The sequence below is a fragment of the Brachybacterium massiliense genome, assembly GCF_900184245.1.
In the GTDB taxonomy this organism is placed as follows: Bacteria; Actinomycetota; Actinomycetes; order Actinomycetales; family Dermabacteraceae; genus Brachybacterium; species Brachybacterium massiliense.
The window spans coordinates 1,267,907-1,293,953 of record NZ_FXXB01000008.1 but is presented as its reverse complement, the minus strand read 5'-3'; the positions used below and the strand labels follow the sequence as shown (position 1 = coordinate 1,293,953).

Annotated in this window: 21 protein-coding genes and 1 pseudogene; 11 read left to right on the top strand and 11 right to left on the bottom strand. The window is 71.8% G+C overall.

Features of this window, described 5'->3' with window-relative positions:
• Positions 1-21: 21 nt before the first annotated feature.
• The 7 genes and pseudogenes from BN4251_RS15780 to BN4251_RS15750 all read left to right on the top strand — a co-directional run bounded on the left by BN4251_RS15780 (position 22) and on the right by BN4251_RS15750 (position 9,111).
• A complete protein-coding gene (locus BN4251_RS15780) occupies positions 22-2,691 on the top strand; it encodes an exo-rhamnogalacturonan lyase family protein (RefSeq protein WP_245810387.1) in 2,670 nt (889 codons plus the stop codon).
• Positions 2,688-3,047 carry an L-rhamnose mutarotase gene (locus BN4251_RS15775; protein ID WP_087485964.1) on the top strand — a complete coding sequence of 120 codons (360 nt, stop codon included), beginning with the start codon at positions 2,688-2,690 and terminating at the stop codon, positions 3,045-3,047. Before BN4251_RS15780 ends, BN4251_RS15775 begins: the two co-directional genes overlap by 4 nt.
• Before the next feature lie 237 nt (positions 3,048-3,284).
• On the top strand, positions 3,285-4,283 hold the full coding sequence (locus BN4251_RS15770; RefSeq protein WP_087485963.1) for an alpha/beta hydrolase: 999 nt from the start codon (positions 3,285-3,287) through the stop codon (positions 4,281-4,283).
• 4 nt (positions 4,284-4,287) lie between these two features.
• Positions 4,288-5,166 carry a sugar phosphate isomerase/epimerase family protein gene (locus BN4251_RS15765; protein ID WP_170932002.1) on the top strand — a complete coding sequence of 293 codons (879 nt, stop codon included), beginning with the start codon at positions 4,288-4,290 and terminating at the stop codon, positions 5,164-5,166.
• Positions 5,078-6,118 carry an alpha/beta hydrolase gene (locus tag BN4251_RS15760; RefSeq protein WP_087485962.1) on the top strand — a complete coding sequence of 347 codons (1,041 nt, stop codon included), beginning with the start codon at positions 5,078-5,080 and terminating at the stop codon, positions 6,116-6,118. Before BN4251_RS15765 ends, BN4251_RS15760 begins: the two co-directional genes overlap by 89 nt.
• Positions 6,119-6,199: 81 nt before the next feature.
• Positions 6,200-8,203 (top strand): annotated as a pseudogene (locus BN4251_RS15755) (sugar phosphate isomerase/epimerase family protein); the annotation flags it as partial.
• Between the two features lie 62 nt (positions 8,204-8,265).
• Positions 8,266-9,111, top strand: coding sequence for a DUF1206 domain-containing protein (locus BN4251_RS15750; protein WP_087485961.1), 846 nt, complete (start codon positions 8,266-8,268; stop codon positions 9,109-9,111).
• Between the two features lie 141 nt (positions 9,112-9,252).
• On the opposite strand, the gene BN4251_RS15745 is transcribed toward BN4251_RS15750, so the two are convergent.
• From BN4251_RS15745 to BN4251_RS15710, 8 genes are all read right to left on the bottom strand, one after another.
• A complete protein-coding gene (locus BN4251_RS15745) occupies positions 9,253-9,573 on the bottom strand; it encodes a hypothetical protein (RefSeq protein WP_087485960.1) in 321 nt (106 codons plus the stop codon).
• Positions 9,570-9,821: an addiction module protein gene (locus BN4251_RS15740; protein WP_140398463.1), complete on the bottom strand. Its 252-nt coding sequence runs from the start codon at positions 9,819-9,821 to the stop codon at positions 9,570-9,572. The genes BN4251_RS15745 and BN4251_RS15740 overlap by 4 nt, the downstream gene beginning before the upstream one ends.
• 67 nt (positions 9,822-9,888) lie before the next feature.
• Entirely contained in the window at positions 9,889-11,220 is a 1,332-nt protein-coding gene (locus tag BN4251_RS15735) for a glycoside hydrolase family 27 protein (protein WP_087486422.1), read from the bottom strand.
• A gap of 5 nt (positions 11,221-11,225) precedes the next feature.
• Positions 11,226-12,518 (bottom strand): D-arabinono-1,4-lactone oxidase, encoded by a 1,293-nt coding sequence (locus BN4251_RS15730; RefSeq protein ID WP_087485958.1) that lies wholly within the window; start codon positions 12,516-12,518, stop codon positions 11,226-11,228.
• 130 nt (positions 12,519-12,648) lie between these two features.
• The gene (araA, locus tag BN4251_RS15725) at positions 12,649-14,157 is read right to left on the bottom strand and encodes an L-arabinose isomerase (protein WP_087485957.1); all 1,509 of its coding nucleotides are present in this window, start codon (positions 14,155-14,157) and stop codon (positions 12,649-12,651) included.
• Between the two features lie 36 nt (positions 14,158-14,193).
• Positions 14,194-14,913: an L-ribulose-5-phosphate 4-epimerase gene (locus BN4251_RS15720; protein WP_087485956.1), complete on the bottom strand. Its 720-nt coding sequence runs from the start codon at positions 14,911-14,913 to the stop codon at positions 14,194-14,196.
• A 53-nt stretch (positions 14,914-14,966) separates the two neighbouring features.
• Complete coding sequence (locus BN4251_RS15715) at positions 14,967-16,598, bottom strand: xylulokinase (RefSeq protein WP_087486421.1); 1,632 nt, start codon at positions 16,596-16,598, stop codon at positions 14,967-14,969.
• Between the two features lie 87 nt (positions 16,599-16,685).
• Positions 16,686-17,708 carry a LacI family DNA-binding transcriptional regulator gene (locus tag BN4251_RS15710; protein WP_087485955.1) on the bottom strand — a complete coding sequence of 341 codons (1,023 nt, stop codon included), beginning with the start codon at positions 17,706-17,708 and terminating at the stop codon, positions 16,686-16,688.
• A gap of 681 nt (positions 17,709-18,389) precedes the next feature.
• Between BN4251_RS15710 and BN4251_RS15705 the strand changes: the two genes are divergently transcribed.
• Genes BN4251_RS15705 through BN4251_RS15695 form a run of 3 tightly spaced genes read left to right on the top strand, consistent with a single transcriptional unit; the run spans position 18,390 to position 21,668 of the window.
• On the top strand, positions 18,390-19,748 hold the full coding sequence (locus BN4251_RS15705; RefSeq protein ID WP_087486420.1) for an extracellular solute-binding protein: 1,359 nt from the start codon (positions 18,390-18,392) through the stop codon (positions 19,746-19,748).
• Positions 19,749-19,800: 52 nt separating this feature from the next.
• A complete protein-coding gene (locus BN4251_RS15700) occupies positions 19,801-20,751 on the top strand; it encodes a carbohydrate ABC transporter permease (protein WP_087485954.1) in 951 nt (316 codons plus the stop codon).
• Entirely contained in the window at positions 20,748-21,668 is a 921-nt protein-coding gene (locus BN4251_RS15695) for a carbohydrate ABC transporter permease (RefSeq protein ID WP_087485953.1), read from the top strand. Before BN4251_RS15700 ends, BN4251_RS15695 begins: the two co-directional genes overlap by 4 nt.
• 78 nt (positions 21,669-21,746) lie before the next feature.
• Here the strand turns inward: BN4251_RS15695 and BN4251_RS15690 are convergent, their stop codons facing one another.
• Positions 21,747-23,240 carry a glycoside hydrolase family 43 protein gene (locus BN4251_RS15690; RefSeq protein ID WP_087485952.1) on the bottom strand — a complete coding sequence of 498 codons (1,494 nt, stop codon included), beginning with the start codon at positions 23,238-23,240 and terminating at the stop codon, positions 21,747-21,749.
• A 284-nt stretch (positions 23,241-23,524) separates the two neighbouring features.
• Here BN4251_RS15690 and BN4251_RS15685 point away from each other — a divergent pair, with 284 nt between their 5' ends.
• Complete coding sequence (locus BN4251_RS15685) at positions 23,525-24,664, top strand: FAD-dependent oxidoreductase (RefSeq protein WP_087485951.1); 1,140 nt, start codon at positions 23,525-23,527, stop codon at positions 24,662-24,664.
• On the opposite strand, the gene BN4251_RS15680 is transcribed toward BN4251_RS15685, so the two are convergent.
• The gene (locus tag BN4251_RS15680) at positions 24,652-25,179 is read right to left on the bottom strand and encodes a dihydrofolate reductase (protein WP_087486419.1); all 528 of its coding nucleotides are present in this window, start codon (positions 25,177-25,179) and stop codon (positions 24,652-24,654) included. The two genes, BN4251_RS15685 and BN4251_RS15680, sit on opposite strands and share 13 nt — an antisense overlap.
• 11 nt (positions 25,180-25,190) lie before the next feature.
• A complete protein-coding gene (locus BN4251_RS15675; RefSeq protein WP_087485950.1) occupies positions 25,191-25,952 on the bottom strand; it encodes a thymidylate synthase in 762 nt (253 codons plus the stop codon).
• Positions 25,953-26,047: the final 95 nt, after the last annotated feature.

The window sequence follows — 26,047 nt, the reverse complement described above, 5'->3', positions numbered from 1 at the left end:
CATCACGTCAGAGAGACCCCCATGCCCTTCTCCCCGTCGGACACCGCCGCGTCCCTCCCCGCCACCCCGCTGCGCCTGCTCGAGCCGCGCGAGGGCACGGCCGCTGTGCCCACCCAGTTCGGGGCGCCCTGGCCACGGGGCGTGCTGCCCGAGGCGCCGGCCTTCGAGCTGGTGCACGACGGGGGTGCGGCACCGGTGGACACCTGGGTCACCGCCCGCTGGCCCGACGGGTCGGTGAAGTGGACTGGGCATGCCGGGCGCGCTCCGTCGGGCGATGCCCGCCTGGTCGCGGCCGACGGCACCACCGGCGCCGAGGCGGGCGCCGTCGAGGTGATCGAGCAGGCCGACGGCGCGTTCCTCGTGGATACAGGGGCGCTGCGCGTCGAGGTGGCTCCGCACGGCACCGCACCGCTGCGCCGCCTCGAGGTGGACGGGCGCGTGGTGGGCCGGGACGGCCGGATCATCGCGAGCTCCGCGCCGTCGCCTCAGCCGGCCGCGCAGCGCCGCGAGCACACCGTGCGCACCACCGTCCTGACCCTCGAGCGGCTGGGCGCCCAGCAGGCGGTGCTGCGCCTGGAGGGGCATCACGAGGTGGCGGGGGAGAGGGTGCTGCCCTTCGTGCTGCGCCTGTACGCGACGGCAGGGTCCGCCCGCCTGCGCCTGGTGCACTCCCTGGTCTGGGACGCCGACCCCGAGTCGCTGTTCCTCACCTCGCTCGGGCTGCGGATGGACGTGCCGCTGCGGAGCGCCCCGCATGACCGGCACGTGCGCCTGGCCGGCTCCGAGGGCGGTTTCCTCACCGAGGCGGTGCGGGGCCTGACAGGCCTGCGTCGCGATCCGGGCGCCGAGGTGCGCGCGGCCCAGATCGCCGGAGCCCCGACACCCCCGTTGGAGAGCTGGGCGCCGGAGGTCTCCCGCCGCCTGCACCTGATCCCCACCTGGAACGACTGGTCCCTCCGCCAGCTGAGCGCCAACGGGTACACACTCGCCAAGCGCACCGCGTCCGACCGTCCCTGGATCCCCGCTGCGAGCGGCACCCGCAGCCGGGGCTACGCGTACCTCGGCGACCTCGAGGGCGGCATCGGCATGGGCCTGCGGGACTTCTGGAAGCTCGTGCCCACCCAGCTGGACATCGCCGGCGCCGCGACCGAGAGCGGCACCGTGACTACCTGGCTGCACGCCCCGTCGGCCGACCCCATGGACCTGCGCTTCTACCACGACGGCCTGGGCCAGGACAGCTACGAGGGCCAGCTCGAGGCCCTCGAGATCACCTATGAGGATTACGAACCCGGCTACGGCGACGCCCGCGGCATCGCCCGCACCCATGAGCTGGTGATCGACGCCTTCGCCGCCACCCCGCGCCACGAGGAGCTCGCCGATCTCGCGGCGACCAGCGCCCTGCCGCCCCAGCTGCTGGCCACCCCCGAACGGCTGCGCGAGGCGGGCGTGCTGGGCACCTGGGACGTGGCAGACCGCTCCACCCCGCAGCGCGCCGCGATCGAGGACCGCCTGGTGTGGCTGCGCGAGTTCTACCGCGACCAGGTGGACCAGCGCGGCTGGTACGGGTTCTGGGACTACGGCGACGTCATGCACACCTACGACGCGGACCGCCACACCTGGCGCTACGACGTGGGCGGCTACGCCTGGGACAACTCCGAGCTGTCCCCGGACCTGTGGCTGTGGCTGGATGCGCTGCGCAGCGGCTCGGCGGATGCCTACCGCCTCGCCGAGGCGATGACCCGCCACACCAGCGAGGTGGACGTCTACCACGTGGGCCGCTTCGCGGGCCTCGGCACCCGTCACAACGTCCAGCATTTCGGCTGCAGCGCCAAGCAGCTGCGCATCTCCAACGCCCAGTACCGTCGGTACTTCTTCTATCTCACCGCCGACGAGCGCACCGGCGAGCTGCTCGACGAGATCGCGGAGTCGGAGCAGGCGCTGCTGGCCGTGGATGCGACCCGCAAGGTGCGCACCGACCTCTACGACCCCGACCCGCGCGCCCTCGCGATCGGGCTCGGCACCGATCTGGGCGCTCTGCTCGGCGCCTGGATCACCGCCTGGGAGCGGCACGGGGACGCCGAGGCCGAGCAGAAGGTGCGCGCGGCGCTCGCCGGCATCGGCGCCCTGGAGCAGGGCTTCTTCACCGGGGAGGCGCTGTGGGATCTGGAGGCCCGCCGCTTCGACACCACCCGCGACCGGGTGCAGGTCTCCCATCTCGCGGCCGTGTTCGGACTGGTCGAGATCGTCACCGAGGCGCTCGACCTGGTCGAGGACCCCGCCTTCGAACAGGCCTGGCTCGAGTACTGCCGCCTCTACCTCGCCACCCCCGCGCAGCAGGCCGAGCGGTTCGGTGCGCCGCTGACGGGCATCTCGCTGGTGCCCGCCTACAGCCGCCTGCTCGCGATCGCCGCCGCCCGCGCCGACGACCCCGCGCTCGCGCAGCGCGCGTGGGATGCGTTCTTCGTGGGTCTCGGCGACCAGCTGAACGTGAACATGCTGGTCGCGGAGCCGGAGTGGACCCGCACCCGGATCGAGGGCCCCGAGGTGCTCGAACCCGTGGACGAGGCGGCGTTCGTCTCCACCAACGACGCGGCCCAGTACGGGCTCTCCGCGATCCAGAACCTGGCCCTGATCGGCCGGCACCTCGCGCAGAGCCCGTCGGCCCCCACCCATCCCGGAAGGACGCCATGACCACCCCCGAGCTCGACCAGCTGCTGGCCACCAGCCCCGCCCGCAGTCCCCACCGCTGCTGCTTCCTGCTGCACGTGCGGCCCGAGAAGCTCCCCGAGTACGTCGCCGCCCACCAGGAGGTCTGGGAGGAGATGCGCACCGCGCTGACCGAGGCGGGCTGGCGCAACTACTCCCTCTTCCTGCGCCCCGAGGACGGCATGGTCGTGGGCTACTTCGAGGCCGACGACGTCGACGCCGCCCAGGACGCGATCGCCCGCGCCGAGATCTCCCCGCGCTGGGAGGCCGCGATGAGCGAGTACTTCACCGCGGGCGGCGGAGAGAAGCAGGTGCTCCCGCAGTACTTCCACCTCGCCTGAGCTGTGGACAGCGCTTGCCCTCCGGTGCGTGCTGACGCATCCTGCTCGCACCAGCTCTCATGCTGAGCCCCCTCCTCGACCCGCCAGGAGCCCCCGTGCCCGCCACCCCGCACGATCCTCGACCCGCCGTCGTCCCCATGCGCGAGCGGCTCCCCGCACTGCGCCCCTTCGCCGGCTGGGATGACGTGGCCCCGGACGTGCTCGCCGCCTGGGATGCCCCNGAGGCTCGTACCCCCGATGACCGTCACCGCCCCCGCCGAGATGGAGCGCCGCCTGCGCACCCTGGCCGACGCCGCCTCCCGCGGCCCCCTCCGCCCCGAGGACGAGGCCGCCTGGAACGCGCCCTACGGTCGTCCTGAGCGCTGGGACCTGCGCATCCAGGACTGGGAGGCGCCGGGCCCGCACGGCCCCGTCCCGGTGCGGGTCTACACCCCGATCCGTCCCGCGAGCGGGCCCCGTGCGGTGCTCGTGTTCTGCCACGGCGGCTCCTTCCAGCACGGCGACCTCGACATGCCCGAGGCCGATGCGACCGCGCGCGGCGTCGCGGGCCGGGCCAACGTCGTGGTCGTCTCCGTCGACTACCGGCTGTGCGATGAACCGCCCGGCGGCAGCCCCGCCCGGCAGATACCCGGCACCGACCCCGCCCTCGAGGTGCGCGCCCCGATCCTCTGCGATGACGTGATCGCCGCGGTGGACTGGACCCGTGCCCGCGCCGCACAGCTCGGCATCGACCCGGAGCGTCTGGCCCTCGGCGGGGCGAGCGCGGGCGGGAACCTCGCCGCCGCCGCCTCGCTGCGCCTGGCCGAGGCGGGCCGCGCTCCGGCGCTGTCGCTGCTGATGTACCCGGTCGCGCATCCGCTGAACCCCGAGGCCACCGTCGAGGAGGCCGAGGCGCTCGCAGGCCTGCCCGAGATGCTCCGCTTCACCCCGGAGAAGATGCGCCGCATGAGCGAGAACTACCTCGGCCGCCCCCTCGAGCACGCCACCGCGCACGACTTCCCGGGCCTGGGCACCGCGCAACAGCTCTCCGTGCTGCCGCGCACCTACATCGAGTCCGACGAGTACGACGACCTGCGCACCAGCGCCCGCCGCTACGCCGAGCAGCTCGCCGGCGCCGGGGTCGAGGTCGAGCACGAGGTGCGCCGCGGCGTCACCCACGGGCATCTGAACAAGGTGGGCCTGCCCCAGGCCGCCGAGTCCCGCGACCGCCTGGCCGCCCTGATGAAGGAGCTCTGAGGCCGTGGAGCACGGCATCCTCACCGACCGCGCCGGCACCGCCGCCGCCTACGCCGCGGGCGCCGACTACGTCGAGCCCACCATCCTGCACAACCTCCTGATCGAGCAGGCCGACGGCACCTGGCAGGAGGCGCCGCTCGCCGACGCCTGGCAGCCCGCCCCCTCCTTCGCGGTGATCGCCCCCGCCGGCCTCGGACTCTCCGACCCCGCCGCGGACCACGAGGCGATCGCCCAGCACCTGCGCCTGGTGATGACCGCCGCGGCCCGTCGTGCCCGCCCCGGCGCCACGATCGTGCTGGGCTCCGGCGCCGCCCGCACCACCCCCGAGGGCGTCGACCCCGCCGCAGCCCGGGAGCAGCTGGCCCGCTCCGTGCGGCTCGCCCGCGATCTCGCCGCCGAGCACGGCCTCGAGGCGATCCTCGAACCGCTGCACCGCGGCGAGACCGACCAGATCAACACCCTCGCCGAGGCGGTCGAGTTTCTCGACGCGCACGACCTCGAGGGCATGCGCGTGGTCGCGGACCTCTTCCACATCATGCTCGAGCAGGAGAGCCTCGAGGTGGTGCGCGAGCACGCCGGACGCGTCGCCCACGCCCATATCGCCGACACCGACCGCCGACCGCCCGGCCAGGGCGACTGGCCGCTGCGCGCCTTCCTCGCCTTCCTGCGCGAGGGCGGCTACCGCGGCGCCGTCTCGATCGAATGCCACTGGCAGGACCTCGCCGCCGAGGCGGCGGGCGCGCTCGCCGCGCTGCGCGAGGNTGACCCCCCCCCCCGCCCCGCCAGGAGCCCCCGTGCCCGCCACCCCGCACGATCCTCGACCCGCCGTCGTCCCCATGCGCGAGCGGCTCCCCGCACTGCGCCCCTTCGCCGGCTGGGATGACGTGGCCCCGGACGTGCTCGCCGCCTGGGATGCCCCCTACGGGCCCGAGGAGCAGTGGGACCTGCACATCGAGGATCATCAAGCACCCGGCCCGAACGGCCCGGTGCCGGTGCGGGTCTACACCCCCGCCGCGACTGCGACCGCGGCTGCGGCCGCGAGAGCGCCGCGCCCGGTGCTGGTGTGGTGCCACGGCGGCGGGTTCATGCACGGCGATCTCGACATGCCCGAGGCCGACGCGACCTCCCGCGGCGTGGCGGGCCGGGCCGGCGCCGTGGTGGTCTCGGTCGACTACCGGCTGTGCGATGAGCCCGAGGCGCTCGGCGGGCGGAGGGCCCGACGCTTCCCCGGCACCCCCGAGGATCTCGTGATCCACGCCCCGATCCCGCTCCAGGATGTGCTCGCCGCGGTGCGCTGGACGGTGGCCGAGGCCGACCACCTGGGCATCGACCCGGGGCGTCTCGCCCTCGGCGGCGCGAGCGCGGGCGGGAACCTCGCCGCCGCTGCCACCCTGTCCCTGGCCCACGAGGGCCGCGCCCCGGCCGCCTCGCTGCTGCTCTACCCCGTGCTGCACCCGCTGCGCCTCGAGCCCACCGCCGAGGAGGCCGCCGCCGTCGCGGACCTCGCCCCGATGCTGCGCTTCAGCCTCGAGACCACGCGGAGCTTCACCGAGAACTACCTCGGCCGCCCAGTGTCCGAGGCGGGCATCTACGACTTCCCCGGCCTCGCGGACACCGCGCAGCTGGCTGCCCTGCCGCGCACCTATCTCGAGGCCGATGAGCACGACGACCTGCGCATCAGTGCCCGCCGCTATGCCGAACAGCTCTCCGAGGCGGGCGTCGAGGTCGAGCACGTGATCCGTGAGGGCGTCGCCCACGGCCACCTCAACCGGATCGGCCTGCCCGAGGCCGCGCAGACCATGGACCGCCTCGCCGAGATCCTCGGCGAGCTCTGACCCCACCCCCTTCCCCACACCTCCCGAGCCGTCTCCTATACACATCTCCGAGCCCACGAGACCGAGGCTGATNCGGACCACGAGGCGATCGCCCAGCACCTGCGCCTGGTGATGACCGCCGCGGCCCGTCGTGCCCGCCCCGGCGCCACGATCGTGCTGGGCTCCGGCGCCGCCCGCACCACCCCCGAGGGCGTCGACCCCGCCGCAGCCCGGGAGCAGCTGGCCCGCTCCGTGCGGCTCGCCCGCGATCTCGCCGCCGAGCACGGCCTCGAGGCGATCCTCGAACCGCTGCACCGCGGCGAGACCGACCAGATCAACACCCTCGCCGAGGCGGTCGAGTTTCTCGACGCGCACGACCTCGAGGGCATGCGCGTGGTCGCGGACCTCTTCCACATCATGCTCGAGCAGGAGAGCCTCGAGGTGGTGCGCGAGCACGCCGGACGCGTCGCCCACGCCCATATCGCCGACACCGACCGCCGACCGCCCGGCCAGGGCGACTGGCCGCTGCGCGCCTTCCTCGCCTTCCTGCGCGAGGGCGGCTACCGCGGCGCCGTCTCGATCGAATGCCACTGGCAGGACCTCGCCGCCGAGGCGGCGGGCGCGCTCGCCGCGCTGCGCGAGGCCGACGGGATCCCCGCCGCCCCCACCACCCGCGAGACCCCCGAATCGCAGGCCGTTGTCGGTGAGCTGGTCACCGTCTCACCCGCCCCCACCACCGCCCGCACCGCGCTGATCAGCCACAACGGCGGCTGGTGCTGGTTCCAGGACGAGCGCGCCCTGGTCGACGCCGCGACCGGCACGCTGCTGCTCGGAGCAGTCGCCTCCACCGGCGGGGCCGACGGCGAGCGGCGCGGAGGGGACGTGAACCTGCACGTGGTGGACCTCGACCGGCTCGGTGAACCGGGCTCCGCCCGCACCGTCGTGCTCCATGAGGGCCTCGAATCCGATGACCACGACAACCCGGCGCTGTGGCGCCGGGCCGACGGGCGCTGGGTCGCCGTCTACAGCCGTCACAAGAGCGACGACCTCACCCGCTGGCGGGTCAGCGAGACCGCCGACCCGACTGTCTGGGGCGAGGAGCGAGCGCTGGACTGGACCACTCTGTTCGAGTCCCCGGAGCAGATGCGGACCCTCGGCGGCGGGCGCGGCGTCACCTACCAGAACGTGCACCGGCTCGACGGGGTGCTGCACTGCTTCGTGCGTGCGCTCAACGACGACCCCTGCTACCTCGTCTCCCACGATGACGGCGAGACCTGGCAGTTCGGCGGCCGCCTGCTGACCCGCGAGAAGATCGGCTACGTCAACGGCTACGCCCGCTACGCCTCCGGCACCCACCTGGGCACCGACGACCGCATCGACCTGATCATCACCGAGCACCATCCCCGCGACTACGCCACCTCCATCTGGCACGGCTACCTCGCAGGCGGCCGCCTGCATCGGGCCGACGGGACCGCGGTGGGCGAGCTGGGCCGCGGCCTCGCACAGACCGCGCCGCGGGCCGAGGACCTCACCTGCGTGCTCGCCAGCGGCTCCACCTGGGGCGGCGCCACGATGACCCACGCCTGGACCACCGACCTGCGACGCTTCGCGGACGGCACGCTGGTGGCGCTGATGACCGCCCGGGCCGACGACACCCTCGGCACCGACACCAGCCGCCGCGAGACCGCACCGATCGACCACCGCTTCCTGTGGGCCGTGCTCGCCCCGGGCCAGAGCGAATGGCAGGTCCGCCACCTCGCGCACGCCGGCCCGCAGCTGCTCGCCCACGAGGAGGACTACACCGGCCTCGGCACGATCGACCCGTCGGACCCGGACTCCCTGTGGATCTCCACCGTGGTCGACCCGCGCGACGGCACCGCGCTGAGCGTCCACGAGATCTTCCACGGCCGCACCCGCGATGGCGGGAGCAGCTGGACCTGGACCCCGGTCACCGAACACTCGACCGCGAGCAACTTCCGCCCGATCGCTGTGCCGGGCGACCCGGAGCGTGAGGTGCTCGCCTGGTACCGCGGGGAGATGCGCTCCTCTCAGAACTACGACGCGGAGGTGCTGGTGCGGGTGGACGCACGACGCCCCCGCGCATGACCGCCTGGTCGGTCGTGGTACCGACCCGCTCCTGAGACCGCCCGCCGCTCTACAGTGATCCCATGTCAGCAGCCAGGAATGCACGCGAGGGCGCCGAGGCCGTCGAGGACACCGCACAGGACGTCACCGAGCATCCCGCGTTCCAGGCCGTCGCCCGCGGCGGCTTCGTGATGAGCGGGATCGTCCACGCCCTGATCGGGGCGATCGCCCTGCGCATGGCCTTCGGCGGCTCCTCCGAGAACGCGGACCAGTCCGGTGCGCTGCAGGCGATCGCCTCGGCGCCGGGCGGGAACATCCTGCTGTGGATCGGCGGGATCGCGATGGCCGCACTGGTGCTGTGGCACCTGGCCGAGGCATGGTTCGGCGCCCGCTCCTCCTCCCGCGAGGCGAAGAAGCGGGTGTGGCACGTGGTCAAGACGCTCGGCAAGGCCGTGGTCTATGCGGCGCTGGCCGTGACCTCCCTGCGCTTCGCCGCCGGTGCCGGCAGCGATTCGGGGGAGCAGACCTCGTCGATGACCGCCGGGCTGATGGGCAGCGCCGGCGGGCGGGCCGCCGTGGTGGCCGTGGGCCTGGTGGTGCTCGTGATCGGCTTCGCCCACGTGTACCTCGGCGCGAGCCGACGCTTCGAGGACAACCTGCGCGTTCCCCGCGGCAAGGAGGTGGCCCGCGCGATCGTGGTGACCGGCGTGCTCGGCTACATCGCCAAGGGCATCGCCCTGGTGGGCGTGGGCCTGCTGTTCGGCTGGGCCGGCCTCGGCGCGGATCCGGAGAAGGCGACCGGGCTCGACGGTGCGCTGAAGACGATGGCCGATCTCCCCGCCGGCTCCGTGGTGCTCGCGATCATCGGTGCCGGGCTCGTGCTCTTCGGCATCTACTCGGTGCTGCGCTCGCGCTACGCGCCGATGTGAGGACTGCGATGAGAGCATCGGCTCTGTCTCGAGTGCGGCTATCTCCCCGCCTCGACAGTGCTGGTTCTCGATCACTTCTCGCTAGCTGAGCTACCAGATCTAGGGCGGGAGGGGCTGTTCGCGTGGTGCTGGTCGCCGGGCTCATGATCTGCCCAGCCGGTTCTCCCAGTACCTGGGGCGGCGACGCTCGTGGGCATAGGCGAGGACCAGCACCATCTCCGATTCGACGGTGTATACCACCCGAAGTGGGAATGGTGAGACCGACCGTGAGCGCACTTGCGGAGGCTGCGCCTGTCCCGGCAGCGGGGGCCATGCCTGCGGAGTGTCGATGATGCTTGCGAGTGACTTCTCGACTGCGTCCACGAGCAGGTCGCCGAGCCCGGGATGGATCTCATCGAGCTCGAGCGCCGCAGAGATCAGCTCAGCGTGTGCGTCCGGATGCTCCCGCCATGCGAGCGTCATGCTCGGTGCTTTGCCAGCTCAGCTCTCGCCAACGCGATGGTCTCCGGACCGTTGACCGTTGCGACGGCTCCGGTTTCGAGCTCGGCAAGACGGTGGCGGATCTCCTCGTCCCAGGCGTTCTCGATCTCCGAGCTCTCCGACTCGGCGTCATCACTGAGGATGCGCAACAGCTCGTGCACGAGGCCGACGAGCTCGTGGTGCTCGAGCTGTCTGGCATCGTGGAGAAGAGCGGAGACGTCGGAGTCCATGACGCTCAGTCTAGAGAGCCCGGTTGCCACCGGCCAGAGTCCGTCGCTCCTTGTGGATGACGCGAACTCAGCCCACCGCCGGATACCGCAGCAGCACCGCCCCGTGACGCGGGATCCGCACGTCGAGCGCGGTCGAGCCGGGGGCGACGCCGCGTGCCTCGTCGGACTGCACGCTCACCGCACGTGCCGGCACGATCTCGCCCGACCACAGCTCCCGCACCTCGCCCTCGGGCATGGCGGGCACGCCCACGTCCTGACTGTCGAGGGAGACCGCGAGCTCGTCCTCGCCGGTGTTGAAGGCGGCGACATAGCGCTCGCCGCGCGATCCCTGCGAGGTCCACAGGATCAACGGATCCTCCCGGAACACCTCCCGCGCGCCATGCCCCTCGCGGTGCACCGCGAGCACGTCGGCGTTCTGCAGCAGCGCGATCGTCGCCGGATCGGAGGTGGGCAGGTCCCCACCCACCATCAGCGGGGAGCGGGCGATCACCCACAGCGTCATCAGGGTGCGCCGCTCGTCGGGGGTGAGCAGGTCATCGCGGGGCTGCCCGCGCTCGGCACGGATCCCGATCCGGCCCAGCGGCAGCATGTCCCCGTCGGGCCAGCCGTCCGGGCCGGCGTGCGGGGCCCAGCGGGCGAAGCGTGCGAAGTTCGCCTCGACGTCCTCCCACCGGTCCCACAGGTCATCGCAGATCCGCCACATCGTGGCGTGCTCGCGCAGGTGCTCGAGCCGGGTCAGGGACAGGTCGCGGCCGGGGGAGAGGCTCAGCTGCATGGGCCGGCCGCAGCGGTCGATCGCGGCGGAGAACGCCTCGATCTCCGCGGCCTGGTACGGCCAGAGCATGTCGTCGACCTTGAGGAAGTCCACGCCCCAGCCCGCGTACAGCGCGAGCACCGAGTCGTAGTACGCCTGCGCGCCGGGCACGGAGTGGTCGATGCCCACCATGTGCGGGTTCCACTCGCAGGCGTTGCGGGGATCGGCGATGTCCGACGCGCGCAGCTCCGAGCCCAGCACCGGAGTGTTCGCCGCGACGGCACGCCGCGGGATCCCGCGCATCACGTGGATCCCGAGCTTCAGGCCCAGCGCGTGGATCTCGTCGGCGAGCGGACCGAAGCCGGCACCCTCCGCAGCGCTCGGGAAGCGCACCGGATCGGGCATCACCCGTCCGTGCTCGTCCATCACCAGCGGGGCGCCCTGGTTGTAGCCGTGGGAACGGGCCGACGGGTCCGACCAGTCGATGTCCACCACCACCGTGTCCCAGCCGAATTCGGCCAGATGCTCGGCGAGGAAGTGGGCGTTGGCCAGCACCTCCGCCTCGGTGACGGTGGTGCCGTAGCTGTCCCAGGAGTTCCAGCCCATCGGCGGGCGGGCCGAACTCGTGGCGGGGGCGGTGGTCATCTCGTTCACTCTCCGAGCAGTCGGTCGACGTAGCGGTTGCGGAACACGCGATCGGGATCCAGCCGGTCGCGCAGGGCCTGGAAATCCTCCAGGCGCGGGTACTGCGCGCGCACGAGGTCGGGGTCCATCGTGAAGACCTTCCCCCAGTGGGGGCGGGGCGCAAAGGGCGCCAGGCGCTGCTCGATCTCGGGCAGGATCTGGGCGACCTGCGCCGGGAGCTGCTTCCAGGTGAAGTGCACGCAGGCGCTGTCGCGGCCGTGCGCGGGGGAGAGCCACAGGTCATCCGCGGCGACGGTCCGGATCTCCGAGGCGTGCAGCAGCGGCCTGATCTGCGCGCCGAGGTCGCTCACCGCGGCGAGCGCCTCGGCGAGATCCTCGCGGGCGACGAAGTACTCCGACTGGATCTCCTCGCCGCTGCTCGGGGTGAACTCGAGCCGGAAGTGCGGCAGCCGCTCATGCGGCGGGCCGGGCTGCCCGCTCTGATCGGTGCAGAAGTCCGCGGGCATCCCGGGCAGCGGATGCACGGCCTCGCGGGCGCGGGTGCCGCCGAGCCAGCTGGCCGGCAGCTCCTCGTCCTCGCCCACCACCTGCTTCACCCAGGCCTGGGCGATGCGCCCGTCCCAGTGGTGGAACAGGCTCACGCTGCTGCCGCCCGCGAGCATGGCCAGCAGATCCTCGCTGGTCATGCGCTCGGCGGGGAAGTCGAGGTGGACCGTCTGCCGCATCGGGGCGGCGGGCACCAGGTCGAGGGTGAGGTGGGTGGCGATGCCGAGCGTGCCGAGCGCGAGCACCGCCCCGTCGAAGCTCTCCGGATCCCCGTCGCGGGAGAGCGTGAGCAGATCCCCGCCCGCGGTGACCAGCTCGATCGCCTGCACAGCGCTCGCGAGCGAGCGGTGGCGATCGCCTGAGCCGTGGGTGCCGGTCGCGCTCGCCCCGCCCACCGAGATGTGGGGGAGCGAGCCCATGTTCGGCAGGGCCAGGCCGTGCTCGGCCGCGGCGAGGGCGAGCTCCCCGTAGCGCACCCCCGCCCCCACCCGCACGGTGCGCGCGGCGGCGTCGAGGTCGATGTCCGCGGGCATCCTCGCGAGGGTCACCAGGGGCCCGTCGCTCGCGGCCACCTCGGAGAAGGAGTGCCGGGTGCCCAGCGCCCGCAGCCGCGGGCTGCGCCCCACGAGCTCCTGCAGCTCGGCGAGGCTGTTCGGGGCGTGCAGGGGGCCGGGCCCGTAGTCCACGGTGCCGGACCAGCTGAGGCCCGGCGCCTCGAGCGCATGCTCGGGCGAGGGGTCGGAGGACGTCATGGCATCGGCTCCTCGGAGAAGGTCACTGCATCGGGACGAAACACCTGGCCAGCGTGACAAAAGTGGGGGAATCGGGCGTCGATAGCCCCACTTTCGTCACGCCGGGCGGGGAGGGGCGCCCGCCCCGCCTTCAGAACCCCTGGCCGAGGCGGTAGAAGACCTGGTTGGTGCGCAGGTCCTGGGCGAAGGAGCGCACGGTGGTGGACTCGTCGATGACGGCGAGCTCGATGTCGCCGATCGTGGCGAGGTCCTCCCAGATCTCCAGGCCCACCGCGGAGGTCATCACGGTGTGGTGGGCGGCGCCGGCGGTCAGCCAGCACTCGGCGGAGGTGGCGAAGTCCGGGGCGGGCTCCCACACGGCGCAGGCCACCGGCAGCTTGGGCAGCTCCTGCGCAGGCTCGACCACGTTCACCACGTTGGCGACCAGGCGGAAGCGCTCGCGCATGTCGGACAGAGCCACCACCACGGCGGGTCCGGCGTCGGCCGTGAACTTCAACCGCACCGGGTCCTCCCGGTCGCCGATCCCCAGCGGGTGGATCTCGAGCGAGGGCTTCGCGGTGGTCAGCGAGGGGGAGACCTCGAGCATGTGGGCGCCGAGGATCTGCTCGCGGCCGGGGGTGAGCTCGTAGGTGTAGTCCTCCATGAGGGAGGCGCCGCCGGGCAGGCCGTGGCCCATCACCGCGGCGACCCGCACCAGGATCGCGGTCTTCCAGTCGCCCTCGGCGCCGAAGCCGTAGCCATCGGCCATCAGGCGCTGCACGGCCAGGCCCGGCAGCTGCCGCAGCCTACCGAGGTCCTCGAAGTTCGTGGTGAAGGCCTTGAAGCCGCCCTCGTCGAGGAAGCGGCGCAGGCCGAGCTCCTGGCGGGCGCCGTAGCGCAGCGACTCGTGCCGCTCCCCGCCCGCACGCAGCTCGGGGACCACCTCGTACAGCTCCTCGTACTCGGCCACTAGCGCGTCGATCGCGGCATCGTCCACCGCGTCCACCACCTCGACCAGGTCGTTCACGCCCCAGGTGTTCACCGAGACGCCGAGGCGCAGCTCGGCCTCGGTCTTGTCGCCCTCGGTGACGGCGACGTTGCGCATGTTGTCCCCGAAGCGGGCGAGCTTCAGGGAGTGCATCTCGGCCCAGCCGGTCGCGGCGCGGGCCCAGCGGCCGATCCTGCCCTGCACGGAGGGGTCCGAGCTGTGGCCCACCACGGTCTTGCGGTCCACGCCCAGGCGGGTGGCGATGTACCCGAACTCGCGGTCGCCGTGCGCGGCCTGGTTGAGGTTCATGAAGTCCATGTCGATCGTGGACCAGGGCAGCTCCACGTTCGCCTGCGTGTGCAGGTGCAGCAGGGGAGTCTGCAGTGCGTCGAGCCCCTGGATCCACATCTTCGCGGGGGAGAAGGTGTGCATCCACGCGATCACGCCCACGCAGGCGGGGTCCGCGTTCGCGGCCAGGGCGGTCTCGCGGATCGCGTCGCGGTCGGTGAGCACCGGCTTCCAGACGATCTTCACCGGGATGTCACCGGCGGCGTCGAGGGTCTCGGCGATGGTGCGGGACTGCGCGGCGACCTGGTCGAGCGTCTCGGGGCCGTACAGGCCCTGGCTGCCGGTCAGGAACCAGATCTCGCGGGTCTCGAAGGGGTTCTGCATGGGTGTCCTCGTCTCTGAGCGGGGTGGGGGCCGGCGTCAGCGCTGGCCGTAGACGTTCTGGTAGCGGTCGTACAGGGAGTCGATGTGCTGCTGCGCGATCGGCAGCGGCTCGCCGAGCTGGCGGGAGATGTGCACGGTGCGGGCCACCTCCTCGACCATCACGGCGGCCTTCACCGCGGCGCGGGCGTCCTTGCCAATGGTGAAGGGGCCGTGGTTCTGCATCAGCACGGCGGGGCTGCGGTGGCCCCGGAGCGTCTCGACGATGCCGTGGCCGATCGAGTCATCGCCGATGATCGCGAAGGGGCCGATGGGCACGGGGCCGCCGAACTCGTCGGCCATCATCGTGAGCACGCAGGGGATCTCCTCGCCGCGCGCGGCCCAGGCGGTGGCGTAGGTGGAGTGGGTGTGGACCACGCCGCCCACCTCGTCCATGTGCGCATACACGTAGGCGTGGGCGGCGGTGTCCGAGGAGGGGGTGAGCGCATCGGAGGTGCCGTCGACGATCTTCTTCCCGTCGAGGGTGCACACCACCATGTTCTCGGCGGTGAGCTCGTCGTAGGAGACGCCGGAGGGCTTGATGACCAGCAGGGCGGGCACCTCGGGGTCGGTGGCGGGCACCCGCTCGGAGACGTTCCCGGCGGTCCACACCACCAGCTGGTTGCGGGGCAGCTCGGCGTGCAGCGCGGCCACCCGCTCACGGGTCGCGGCGACGGCCTCCTGGGTGGCGGCGGGCAGATCGGCGAGGACGAGAGTCATGAGATCTCCAGAGTCGAAGCAGGGGAGCGGGAAACAGGAGGTGGGGAGCGAGATCAGTCGATCAGGTCGCCGGCCAGGCGCTCGACGGGCAGGCCGGCCCGGTAGGCGTCCAGCCACTGCGCATGCCCCGCCATGCCCGTCTCCTCGGGCGCGAGGGTGCTCAGCTGCTGGGCGGCGAAGACCTGCTCGCCCAGGAAGTCGCTCAGCGTCCCCTCGGCGCCCGCGCGGCGGTGGGCGGTGTGCGCGGCGAGCAGGGCCATGCCCCAGGCGCCGCCCTCCCCGGCGGAGTCGCCGACGGCGACGGGGGTGGCGAGCGCATCGGCGAGCACCTGCTGGGCGATGCCGGCGGTGCGGAAGATGCCGCCGTGGGCGTACATGACGTCCAGGCGCACGCCCTCGTCCTTCAGCAGCGCCTCCATGCCCACCGCGAGCGCGCCGAAGGCGCCGTAGAGCTGGGAGCGCATGAAGTTCTCGAGCGTGAAGCGGGCCTCCTGCTGGCGCACCAGCAGCGGACGGCCGGAGTCCACGCCCGTCTGGTGCTCGCCCGAGACGTAGTTGTAGCTGAGCACGCCGCCGGCGTCGGCCTCGCCCTCGGCGCCCGCGCGGAACAGGGTGCTGTACAGCTCCTCGGGGCCGACGGGGTGGCCCAGCAGCTCGGCGAAGCGCGAGAACAGGCCCAGCCAGGCGTCCAGATCGGTGGTGCAGTTGTTGGTGTGGATCATCGCCACCGGGTCCCCGGCGGGGGTGGTGACCATGTCGATCTCCTCGCGCGGGCCGGAGAGCTGACCCTCGAGCACCACCATCGCGAAGGCGCTGGTGCCGGCGGAGACGTTGCCGGTGCGCGGCGCGATCGCGTGCGTGGCGACCATGCCGGTGCCCGCATCGCCCTCGGGCGGGGCGGTCACGGCGCCGGGGCGCAGCGCGCCGCTCGGATCCAGCAGCGCCGCGCCCTTCTCGGTGAGCGTTCCGGCGTCCTGCCCGGCCACGAGCACCTCGGGCAGCACCTCGGGCAGGGACCAGGGCTGATCGGAGACGCCTTCGAGGGCGGCGACGCGCTCCAGGCGCTCCGCGTCGAAGGTGCGGGCGGCGGAGTCGATGGGGAACATGCCGCTGGCATCGCCGATGCCGAGCACCTTGCGCCCGGTGAGCTTCCAGTGGACGTAGCCCGCGAGGGTGGTGAGGAAGTCGAGCCGTGCCACGTGCTCCTCGCCGCCGCGCAGGGCGTGCAGCAGGTGCGCGATGCTCCAGCGCAGCGGGATGTTCACCCCGAGCGCCTCGCTCAGCTCGGCGGCGGCATCGGTGGTGTAGGTGTTGCGCCAGGTGCGGAATGGGGCGAGCTGCTCGCCGTCGGCGTCGAAGGGGAGATAGCCGTGCATCATCGCGGAGATGCCCAGGCTCGCCAGCTGCGTGAGCTCGACGCCGTGGCGCTCGCGCACCTCGCGCACCAGGTCCGCGTAGCAGTCCTGGATCCCGGCCCACACGCTGTCCAGGGAGTAGGTCCAGCTGTCGTCCTCGAGACGATTCTCCCAGGCGTGGGAGCCGGTGGCGAGCACCGCGCCGGCGTCATCGACCAGCGCCGCCTTGATGCGGGTCGAGCCGAGCTCGAGGCCCAGATGGGCGCGGCCGGCGCCGATCAGGGCAGCGGGATCGGAGTACTCTGGGGAGGCCACGGCGTCGTGCGTCATGCGTCCCATCCCACCAGGGAACACAGAGGATGTCAACGTTCACATTCGTGGTGCGCGAGGCGGCCGAGCAGCCCTCCGGCGCCGGGCTCAGTGCGTGCGCTCGGGGCGGGTGGAGCGGCGCACCACCAGGCGCGGCGGCAGAGTGCGGGGCGTCCCGGCCGGCAGCTCCTTCTCGTCCAGCAGGCACAGCAGCCGCTCGAGCGCGAGGCGGCCGAGTTCGGCGAAGGGCTGCGCGACGGTGGTCAGGGAGGGCACCTGGTACTCGGCGCCGAGCGTGTTGTCGTAGCCCACCACCGCGACGTCCTCGGGGATCCGCAGGCCCTGCTCGTGCAGCGCGTGCAGCACGCCCACGGCCATCATGTCGTTGGCGGCGAAGATCGCCTCTGGCAGGCCCTCGCGGATCAGCTGCCGCGTGAGGTCGTAACCGCTGCGGGGCGTCCAGTCGCCCGGCCCCAGCACCGCGCCGTCGAGGTCGTGCGCGCTGATCGCCTGCTCGAAGCCCTCGCGGCGTGCGCGGGCGTCGAACCAGTCCGGCGGTCCGGCGGCGTGCACCACCGAGCGGGCGCCCGTGCGGGCGAGATGCTCGATCACCATGTGCGCGCCGAGCCGCTGGTCCACCCCCACTCCCTCGATCCCCGGGATGCGCGGCGGCAGGGCGCTGACCGCGACCACCGGCGTTGAGCGCGCCACCGCGGCCACCGCCGGCACCATTCCCTCATGGGCGGCGACCACCAGGATTCCGTCGGCCCCTGAGCCCACGAGCTCGGCGCCGATCTCGTGCCCGGTGGGGTCCTCGGCGCCGACGGTGGTCAGCAGCACCGAGTAGCCCGCGCGTCGGGCGGCGGTCTCGATCGCGGTGGTGGTCTCGGTGGGGCCGAACAGCGCCGAGCCGTCGCTCAGCATCCCGATCAGGGAGGAGCGCGTGGTCTTCAATGCTCGGGCGGCGCGGTTGCGGGTGTAGCCCAGCTCCTGGATGGCCGCGAGCACGCGCGTGCGGGTGGATTCGCGCACGATGTCGGGTTCGTTGAGCACTCGCGAGACGGTCTGGTAGGAGACGCCGGCGCGGGCGGCGACGTCCGCCATCGAGGGGCGTCGGGTGCCGGATGCCATGGGTCCACGCTCCTTCGGATCGGGTGCTGGGCGGGCAGTGCGGTGCTCTGACCTGCAAAATCGATTCACAGCGGACAGAAGGTCCCTGTGGGTCGCGGAACCGGGCGACCGCTGCCCAGTTGTGACCCGCGACACTGCCCGGTGAGTGTCGCCGCGGGCATGTGAACGTTAGCATTCGGGGCGTTCGACGCCATCGTGGGCGCACGGACAGCGGCCCCGCAGCTCGGTCTGGAGGGCCCTGCGCACAGCGCTTCTCTCGCCGTTCCCGAGGGCGTACCAATACATCTCCGGCGGGCTCCTCGGCGGCCTGATGGGTGGCTACGGCTGCGACGCCTTCACGCTGTTCCTCTTCGGCGCGCTGATCGTGGTCTTCGCGATCCAGCAGTACCGCACCCGGCTCGCGAAGCTGAAGTACAAGTAGCCGCTCTAGACCTTCCCCCGGTTCTGGGTGAAGATCGCGGGCCTGTGCTGACCGGCGCGGGATCGGCCGTTCGCGCCGGCCGGTGCGCGATCGGGAGCCTGTCGGAACCTCCACGAAACACGCTGCGCCAGAAGTGTTGACGCTCACATTGCAACGATGTAAATTCGGGCCCAGCACACACGGAACACCGCGCCATGGCCGCCCCTGCAGGGGGATGGGTCGCCGCGGATGAGCCCTACCACGAAGAGGTGGACCGAATGATGCATGGTTCCTCGCCCTCCCGCGGCGCCCGCACGGCGCGCCGCCCGGGCGCGCCCTCCCTCAGCCGCCGCTCCCTCATGCAGGGCGCGGGAGCGCTCGGGACGGTGGGTGCGCTCGGTGCGCTGTCCGGCTGCGCCGGCGCCGCCCGAGCGTCCGACGACATCGCCTTCTGGCACCTGCTGTCCGGGCCCGACGGTGTGACCATGGGAGAGATGCTCGATGGCTACATGGCCACCGAGGGCTCGGCGAGCGTCACGCAGACGGTGCTCGCCTGGGGCGCCCCCTACTACACGAAGCTCGCGATGGCCTCGGCCGGCGGGCGCGCCCCGGACCTCGCGGTGATGCACGCGGCCCGCGTGCCCGGCTACGCCCCCGGCGGCCTGCTGGACGAGTGGGATCTCGACCTGCTCGGCGAGTTCGGCGTGCGCCAGGAGGACTTCCCGGAGCTGATCTGGGACAAGATGGTGGTGGACGGCAAGCTCACCGCGATCGCCCTCGACTCCCACCCCTTCGTCATGTACTACAACACCGAGATCGCCGAGGCGGCCGGGGTGCTGGGGGACGACGGGCTGATCCTGCCCACCGACAACCCCGAGGACTTCCGCGCACTGCTGCTCGAGCTCGGCGGCAAGGCCCCCAGCGGCTATGGCCTCTCCTACGGCTACCTGGGCGACGGCTCGAACCAGTGGCGCATGTTCTCGACCTACTACACCCAGCTCGGCGGCACCATCGAGCTGCCCGTCGGCGGGAAGATGATCTATCAGGAGGAGCTCGTCATCGAGGCCGCCGAGTGGATCCTCTCCCTCATCGACGGCGAGGTCGGCCACACCGGCCATGACGGCGGCACCGCGATCTCCGAGTTCGCCACCGGCGGCTCGGGCGCCTTCTACGGCGGTGTGTGGGAGACCGGCAGCTACAAGGCCCAGGGCGTCCCCTTCGACATGACGATCATCCCCGGGGTCTTCGGGGAGCCCGCCGCCTACGCGGACTCGCACGCCTTCGTGCTGCCCCACCAGATGAACCCGGATCCGGAACGCCGCCGCAACGTCCACGGGATCGTCGCCCACATCCTGAAGAACTCGATCGACTGGGCCGCGGCCGGCCACATCCCGGCCTACTCCCCGGTGATCGAGGATCCCGCCTACGACGAGCTGATCCCGCAGTCGCACTACGCCGACGCGGTGGACCACCTGGTCTACGATCCGCAGGCCTGGTTCAGCGGCTCCGGCTCCGACTTCCACACCTATTTTGGCAACGACATGCAGAACGTGTGGGCCCGGCGCGTCGAGCCCCTCGAGGGCTGGAACGACTTCGTGGCCCGCATCAACGCCCTGCTGCTCAAGCCCACCCCGATGTGATCGCCATGCATGCACCCGTGCCGCCCCGTCCGCCCGTCGAAGGAGACGATCGATGACCACCGCCGACGGCCTCACCGCCCCTCCTCGAGGAGCCGCTGCGGCCACCGCCCTCTCCGCCGGGCGCGCGCGCCGACGCCGCACCGACAACCTGCGCGGCTGGCTCTACTGCGCCCCCTTCCTGATCGCCTTCGGGCTGTTCCTCATCTGGCCCACCGTCTACGGGCTGTGGATGAGCTTCACCGGCACCAGCCTTGCCGGCACCAACACCCAGTTCGTCGGGCTGGACAACTGGGTCGAGGCGCTCGGCGACCCGCAGGTGTGGTCCTCGCTCGCGAACACCGCCTGGTTCACCGTGCTCTCGACGATCCCGCTGGTCCTGGTCGCGATGCTGCTCGCGGTGCTGGTGAACATCGGCCTGCCCGGTCAGTGGTTCTGGCGGCTGTCCTTCTTCATGCCGTTCCTGCTGGCCTCGACCGTGGTCTCCCAGTTCTGGAACTGGATGTACAACCCGCAGCTGGGGCTGATCAACACCTTCCTGGGCTGGTTCGGCATCGCCGGGCCCGCCTGGCTGCAGGACCCGAACACCGCGATGATCGCCGTGGTCATCACCACCGTGTGGTGGACCATCGGCTTCAACTTCCTGCTTTACCTCGCGGCGCTGCAGAACATCCCCGATCAGCTCTATGAGGCCGCCTCCCTCGACGGCGCCGGGGGATGGAGGAAGTTCCTCTCGATCACCCTGCCGCAGCTCGCGCCCACCACCGTGCTGGTGCTCGTGCTGCAGATGCTCGCCTCGCTCAAGGTCTTCGACCAGATCTACCAGATGACCGGCGGCGGCCCCGGCGGGACCACCCGCCCCGTGCTGCTGTACATCTACGAGGTCGGCTTCACCGGATACCGCCTGGGCTACGCCTCGGCGATCTCCTACATCTTCTTCTTCATGATCATCATCGTCTCGATCGCCTACATGGTGATCGCGTCCCGACGGAGTGTGAAGGCATGAGCGCCGCGAACCCCACCACCGCTGCCCTGACCCCTGTCGTGCCGCGAGAGAGGTCCGCCGCCGTCGCGGCGACCTCCTCGAGGCGCCGACGCGGACCTGCCCCCGCGCGCATCGCCGCCTTCGTGATCCTCGCGGTGCTCGCCGCGGCCTGGCTGGTGCCGGTCCTGTGGGCGGTGCTGACCTCCTTCAAGACGGAGGCCGAGGCTGCTGCGATGCCGGTGACGATCGTTCCCGAGAACGGGTTCACGATCCAGGCCTATCTCAACGTGCTCTCCGAGGGCCTGGTGCCCCGCTGGGCATGGAACAGCCTGCTCACCTCCGCCGCGGTCACCCTGATCACGGTGACGATCTCGGCGCTGGCGGGCTACGCCCTCTCGAGGCTCCGCTTCGCGGGCCGGACGATGCTGATCACCCTGATCGTCGCCTCGATCATGATCCCGGGCCAGATCCTCATCGTCCCGCTGTTCCACCTGATGCTCTCGCTGAACCTGGTGGACACCTATTGGGGCATCATCCTGCCCCAGGTGGTCGCGGCACCGATGGTGTTCATCCTCAAGAAGTTCTTCGACCAGATCCCCTTCGAGCTCGAGGAGGCCGCGCTGATGGACGGCGCGAGCCGCTTCCGGATCTTCCGCTCGATCGTGCTTCCGCTGTCCAGGCCGATCCTCGGAGCGGTCGCGATCTTCGTGTTCATCGGCGCGTGGAACAACTTCCTGTGGCCGTTCATCGTGGTCAACGACTCGAACCTGATGACGCTGCCCACCGGTCTGCAGACGGTGATCAGCGCCTACGGCATCCAGTACGCGCAGAACATGGCCCAGGCCGTGCTCGCGGCGCTGCCGCTGATCGTGGTGTTCATGTTCTTCCAGCGCCAGATCATCAAGGGCATCGCCACCACCGGCATCGCCGGCACCTGAGCGGCTGGCACCCAGTACGACGCAGCGCCCGTCGTCCCGTGGCGATCATCGCCGCAGGCCGACGGGCGCTTCGCGCGCTCAGCTCTCTGCTCGGACCTCCTGGGTGCCCCACAGGCTGCGGCCGTCAGGGCCCAGCACGGTGAACGTGGTGGTCCAGGCTCCGACGCTCTCGCGCCACCCGCGAGTGAAGACGCCGCGGAAGGTCTGCCCGTCGAGGATCACCGTGGCGCGGTGCCCGGCCTCGAGGCGCCAGCGACCGCTGCGGGCACCGGTGATCTTCCCGTTGCGATGCAGGTGGATCCGCTGGGACTCCACGATCTCGGGGCTGATGGCGCGCCCGTGGTCCACGAGCTGCCAGGCGCCCTCGAGCTGGGAGCGGTGGGAGAGCGCCCTGCGCGGATCGGCGGGTTCTCCCGCGTAGCGGTGCGGGGCGATCACGGGCCAGCCGTCGTGGCTGAAATGGATGCGATGCACGCGGACCTGATGAAGCTCCCCGGTGTCCGGGAACCGGCTGTGCAGGAACAGGAAGACGTCCTCCCCGTCGGGGTCCGCCCAGGCGGAGACATGGCCGGGGGAGACGTACCCCGCCCCGGGGTCCTCCGCCTCCACGTCGCTGAAGCGGTGGTTGCCAAGCAGCTTCGCACCGTACGGCTCGATCGAGGCGTCATCGAACAGCGGCATCGCGGGATCCGACATCGCCTCGCGCAGGTCCTGGCCCATCGGGTCGAGGTACGGGCCCTCCACGCTGCGGGAGCGCCCGACGCGCAGGTTGTACCCGCCGTTCGCGTCGAGCCCGCCGAAGGTCACCAGCAGGTAGTAGTAGCCCGTGCGTCGCGAGTGCAGGATGTACGGGGCCTCGATGCGGGAATGATTGCCGCCGATGAGATGGATGCCGTATCCCTGCCCGGGGGTTGGGCGACCGGTGGCGGGATCGAGGTCGAGCAGGAAGATCCCGCCCGAGTAGGAGCCGTAGACCAGCCGGTGCCGACCATCGGCGTCGACGAAGGCGTGGGGGTCGATGACGTTGGGATGCACCTGCGCGTCATAGATGGTGCCGTCCTCGCTGGGCTGGTCCCACATGCCTGAGCGCAGGAAGATTCCCTCGTCGCGGTACGGGCCCTCGACGTGGTCCGCGATCGCGGTGCCCATCGCCGAGCGAGGGGAGGAGCCCTCGCAGGCGCAGTAGTACATGCGGAAGCGCCCGTCGGGGGTCTCGCTGACATCCGCCGCCCACAGGGTGTCGGTGTTCGCCCAGGCGAATGCCTCGGCGAGCTCCTCGGTGACGTCGTCGAACAGGGGGTTCTGCGGGGTGACGAGGTCTGCGACGCCCTCCCAGTGCAGGAGGTCGTCGCTGCGGGCCGCGGCGAGGTGCGAGCCGAACACGTAGAACTGGCCGTCGGTGACGATCACGGAGGGATCGTGCACGGAGACCTCGGTGAACGTCGGGTCCGGCAGCGGGGAAGGCCCCGGTGGCCCGGCGGCGGCGTGGGAGGTTCCCAGTGCGGTGACGCCGGCGGCGGTGGTCAGTCCGGTGGCTGCGGTGAACAGGGTGCGGCGCGAGATGGTCGCCATGCTCAACTCCTTCGTCGAGTCCCCGGGGCAGCCCGTCCTCGGGCGTCGCGCTCGACGGTGCCGCTCCGGGGAATGGTGGGACGCGGTCGGACGAGAGAGCGCGGGGAGGGAGGGACGCGCCGTGCGGTGCGGCCCTCCGCCCCTGACGTTACAACGTTGAAAATCCTGTGACAAGGATTCTGCGCGGCCCAGATCACAGAAGTTTTGCGCCGTGCCCGCCCCTGACGTGGGATGGAGGATTCAGACCCGGCCGGGAGGTCCCGGCGCACTCAGGAAGGCGGGCCATGGCACTGGACCACGCGATCATCATGGGCGGAGGGATGGCCGGGCTGCTCTCCGCGGCCGGTCTCGCCGAGCAGTTCGAACAGGTCACGATCATCGACCGCGACGAGCTGCGCACCGAGGGCCCCGAGGCGCTCGCACCGCGTCGCGGCGTGCCCCAGGGCGGGGTGGTGCACCGACTGCTCGCCCTCGGCGAGACCACGATGGAGGAGCTGCTGCCCGGCCTGCGCGAGGAGCTGCTCGCCGCGGGCTGCCAGGAGTGGCTCCGGGACTCGCAGGACGATATCCAGGAGCCGGGCACCCTCGCGCTCACCCGACCAGTGCTCGAGGGCGTGATCCGCCGCCGCGTGCTCGCTCTGCCGGCGGTCACCGCCCGCCAGGGCGCGGTGGGCGGACTGCTCACCGACGACGAGGGCCACCGGGTCACCGGTGTCACGGTGCGCGGCGGGGACGGGGGCGAGCTGCACGGCGACCTCGTGGTCGATGCCGCCGGTCGCAGCAGCCGGGCGGCCGGCTGGGTCGAGGGCCTCGGCGCCGAGCGCCCCCGGGCACTGTCCACCCGCGTGCACGTCGCCTACACCTGCCAGCGCCTGCGCCTGCGCGAGGACGCCCTGCCCAGCGGCCTCCAGCACGTCGTGGTCCCCGCGAGCGAGGCGCTGCCCCTCACGGTCGAGCTCGAACCGGCCGGCAACGGCGAACACATCCTCTCCGTCTCCGGCACCTCCCGGAACCTGCCGCCGACGGACCTCGCGGGCCTGCGTGAGCTGGTCGCCCGGCTGCGCGACCAGCGCCTCTTCGCAGCGCTCGAGGGGGCGGAACCCGTGGGTGATCCCGCCGCCGCGAAGGCCGCGGGCAGCCATCGGCTGCGCTGGGAGGAGGTCGTGGATGCGCCCGAGGGCCTCGTCCACGTCGGCGACGCGGCGGCGGCCTTCACCCCGCTGTACGCGCAGGGCATGACCATGGCGGCGGTGGGCGCGGCGACCCTGCGCGACGCGGTGCGGGACGGCGACCTCGCCGCCGGGTTCGCCGTGCAGTACCACCGCGATCTCGCGGCCCGCCTCGATCCGGCCTGGGAAAGCGCCGTGGCACGAGACGCGCAGATCCCCGGCGCAGAGCTCGACCTCGAGCCTCAGCGGCGGTAGCGCAGGATCCGGTAGCGCAGGCCGGAGGCCCCCTCGTGCCATCCCTGCTCGGGCTCGGTGCTCTCGAGCGCGAAGCCTGACGGGATCTGGGGCGCTGTGGTGTCCCCGTCGACCTCGAGGTCGATCTCGGTGACCACGATTTGCTCGGCCTGCGCCATCGCCTCGCGGTACACGCGCCCGCCGCCGATCACCCAGATCGTGGGGGCGGGCTGCGACTCGAGCACCTCGCGGGCGAGGCGCAGCCCGTCCGCCAGGTCCCGGGCCCGCACCGCCCCGTCGGCCGCGAAGCCGTCGTCGCTGGTGATCACGATGTTGGTGCGTCCCGGCAGCGGCCGGTACTTCGGCGGGAAGGACTCCCAGGTGCGCCGACCCATCACCACCGGTGCACCCTTCGTGGTGCGCGAGAAGTGCGCCAGATCCTCCGGCAGATGCCACGGCATGGTGCCGCCCGCGCCGATCACGCCGCCGCGCGCCTGCGCCCAGATCATGCCGATCCGGGACTCACCGGCGCTCATGCCCTCCGGGCTCATACCGCCACCGGCGCCTTGATGCCCTTGTGGTGCTGGTAGTCCTCGATCACGAAGTCCTCGAGCGTGTAGTCGAACAGCGACTCCGGCCGGCGGGTGATCCGGAGGGTCGGGTACGGGAAGGGCTCCCGGGAGAGCTGCCGCTGCACCTGCTCGTGGTGGTTGTCGTAGATGTGGCAGTCCCCGCCGGTCCAGATGAACTCGCCCACCTCGAGATCGGTCTGCTGGGCGATCATGTGCGTCAGCAGCGCGTAGCTGGCGATGTTGAACGGGACGCCGAGGAACATGTCGGCGCTGCGCTGGTACAGCTGGCAGGAGAGCCTGCCGTCGTGCACCTCGAACTGGAACAGGGCGTGGCAGGGCGCGAGGGCCATCTGGGGGATGTCTGCCGGGTTCCAGGCCGAGACGATCAAGCGGCGCGAATCGGGGTTCGTGCGGATCTCTTCCACGACGTCGCTGATCTGGTCGATCACGCCGCCGTCGGGCGTGGGCCAGGAGCGCCACTGCGCGCCGTAGACGGGGCCGAGATCGCCGTTCTCGTCCGCCCACTCGTCCCAGATGGTGACATCGTGCTCGTGCAGATAGCGCACGTTGGTGTCGCCGCGCAGGAACCACAGCAGCTCCACCACCAGCGAGCGGATGTGCACGCGCTTGGTGGTGATCAGCGGGAAGCCCTGCGAGAGGTCGAAGCGGATCTGCTTGCCGAACAGGCTGCGCGTGCCGGTGCCGGTGCGGTCGCTCTTGGGGTTGCCGCTCTCCATGACCTCGCGCAGCAGGTCCCTCCTTCTCGGGGACGGGGCGCGGGGCCGTGGACTCACGCACGACCAGCGAGTACGGGGTGTCGACGGTCCGGGGC

What these genes read in the sequence shown, in the direction of transcription:
- BN4251_RS15675 (WP_087485950.1), bottom strand. Translation starts at nt 25,952, where the DNA reads ATGGAGAGCGGCAACCCCAAGAGCGACCGCACCGGCACCGGCACGCGC.
- araA (WP_087485957.1), bottom strand. Translation starts at nt 14,157, where the DNA reads ATGCAGAACCCCTTCGAGACCCGCGAGATCTGGTTCCTGACCGGCAGC.
- BN4251_RS15710 (WP_087485955.1), bottom strand. Translation starts at nt 17,708, where the DNA reads ATGGCATCCGGCACCCGACGCCCCTCGATGGCGGACGTCGCCGCCCGC.
- BN4251_RS15705 (WP_087486420.1), top strand. Translation starts at nt 18,390, where the DNA reads ATGCATGGTTCCTCGCCCTCCCGCGGCGCCCGCACGGCGCGCCGCCCG.
- BN4251_RS15735 (WP_087486422.1), bottom strand. Translation starts at nt 11,220, where the DNA reads ATGACCACCGCCCCCGCCACGAGTTCGGCCCGCCCGCCGATGGGCTGG.
- BN4251_RS15745 (WP_087485960.1), bottom strand. Translation starts at nt 9,573, where the DNA reads ATGACGCTCGCATGGCGGGAGCATCCGGACGCACACGCTGAGCTGATC.
- BN4251_RS15750 (WP_087485961.1), top strand. Translation starts at nt 8,266, where the DNA reads ATGTCAGCAGCCAGGAATGCACGCGAGGGCGCCGAGGCCGTCGAGGAC.
- BN4251_RS15680 (WP_087486419.1), bottom strand. Translation starts at nt 25,179, where the DNA reads ATGAGCGCCGGTGAGTCCCGGATCGGCATGATCTGGGCGCAGGCGCGC.
- BN4251_RS15775 (WP_087485964.1), top strand. Translation starts at nt 2,688, where the DNA reads ATGACCACCCCCGAGCTCGACCAGCTGCTGGCCACCAGCCCCGCCCGC.
- BN4251_RS15715 (WP_087486421.1), bottom strand. Translation starts at nt 16,598, where the DNA reads ATGACGCACGACGCCGTGGCCTCCCCAGAGTACTCCGATCCCGCTGCC.
- BN4251_RS15695 (WP_087485953.1), top strand. Translation starts at nt 20,748, where the DNA reads ATGAGCGCCGCGAACCCCACCACCGCTGCCCTGACCCCTGTCGTGCCG.
- BN4251_RS15740 (WP_140398463.1), bottom strand. Translation starts at nt 9,821, where the DNA reads ATGGACTCCGACGTCTCCGCTCTTCTCCACGATGCCAGACAGCTCGAG.
- BN4251_RS15730 (WP_087485958.1), bottom strand. Translation starts at nt 12,518, where the DNA reads ATGACGTCCTCCGACCCCTCGCCCGAGCATGCGCTCGAGGCGCCGGGC.
- BN4251_RS15770 (WP_087485963.1), top strand. Translation starts at nt 3,285, where the DNA reads ATGACCGTCACCGCCCCCGCCGAGATGGAGCGCCGCCTGCGCACCCTG.
- BN4251_RS15780 (WP_245810387.1), top strand. Translation starts at nt 22, where the DNA reads ATGCCCTTCTCCCCGTCGGACACCGCCGCGTCCCTCCCCGCCACCCCG.
- BN4251_RS15700 (WP_087485954.1), top strand. Translation starts at nt 19,801, where the DNA reads ATGACCACCGCCGACGGCCTCACCGCCCCTCCTCGAGGAGCCGCTGCG.
- BN4251_RS15690 (WP_087485952.1), bottom strand. Translation starts at nt 23,240, where the DNA reads ATGGCGACCATCTCGCGCCGCACCCTGTTCACCGCAGCCACCGGACTG.
- BN4251_RS15720 (WP_087485956.1), bottom strand. Translation starts at nt 14,913, where the DNA reads ATGACTCTCGTCCTCGCCGATCTGCCCGCCGCCACCCAGGAGGCCGTC.
- BN4251_RS15685 (WP_087485951.1), top strand. Translation starts at nt 23,525, where the DNA reads ATGGCACTGGACCACGCGATCATCATGGGCGGAGGGATGGCCGGGCTG.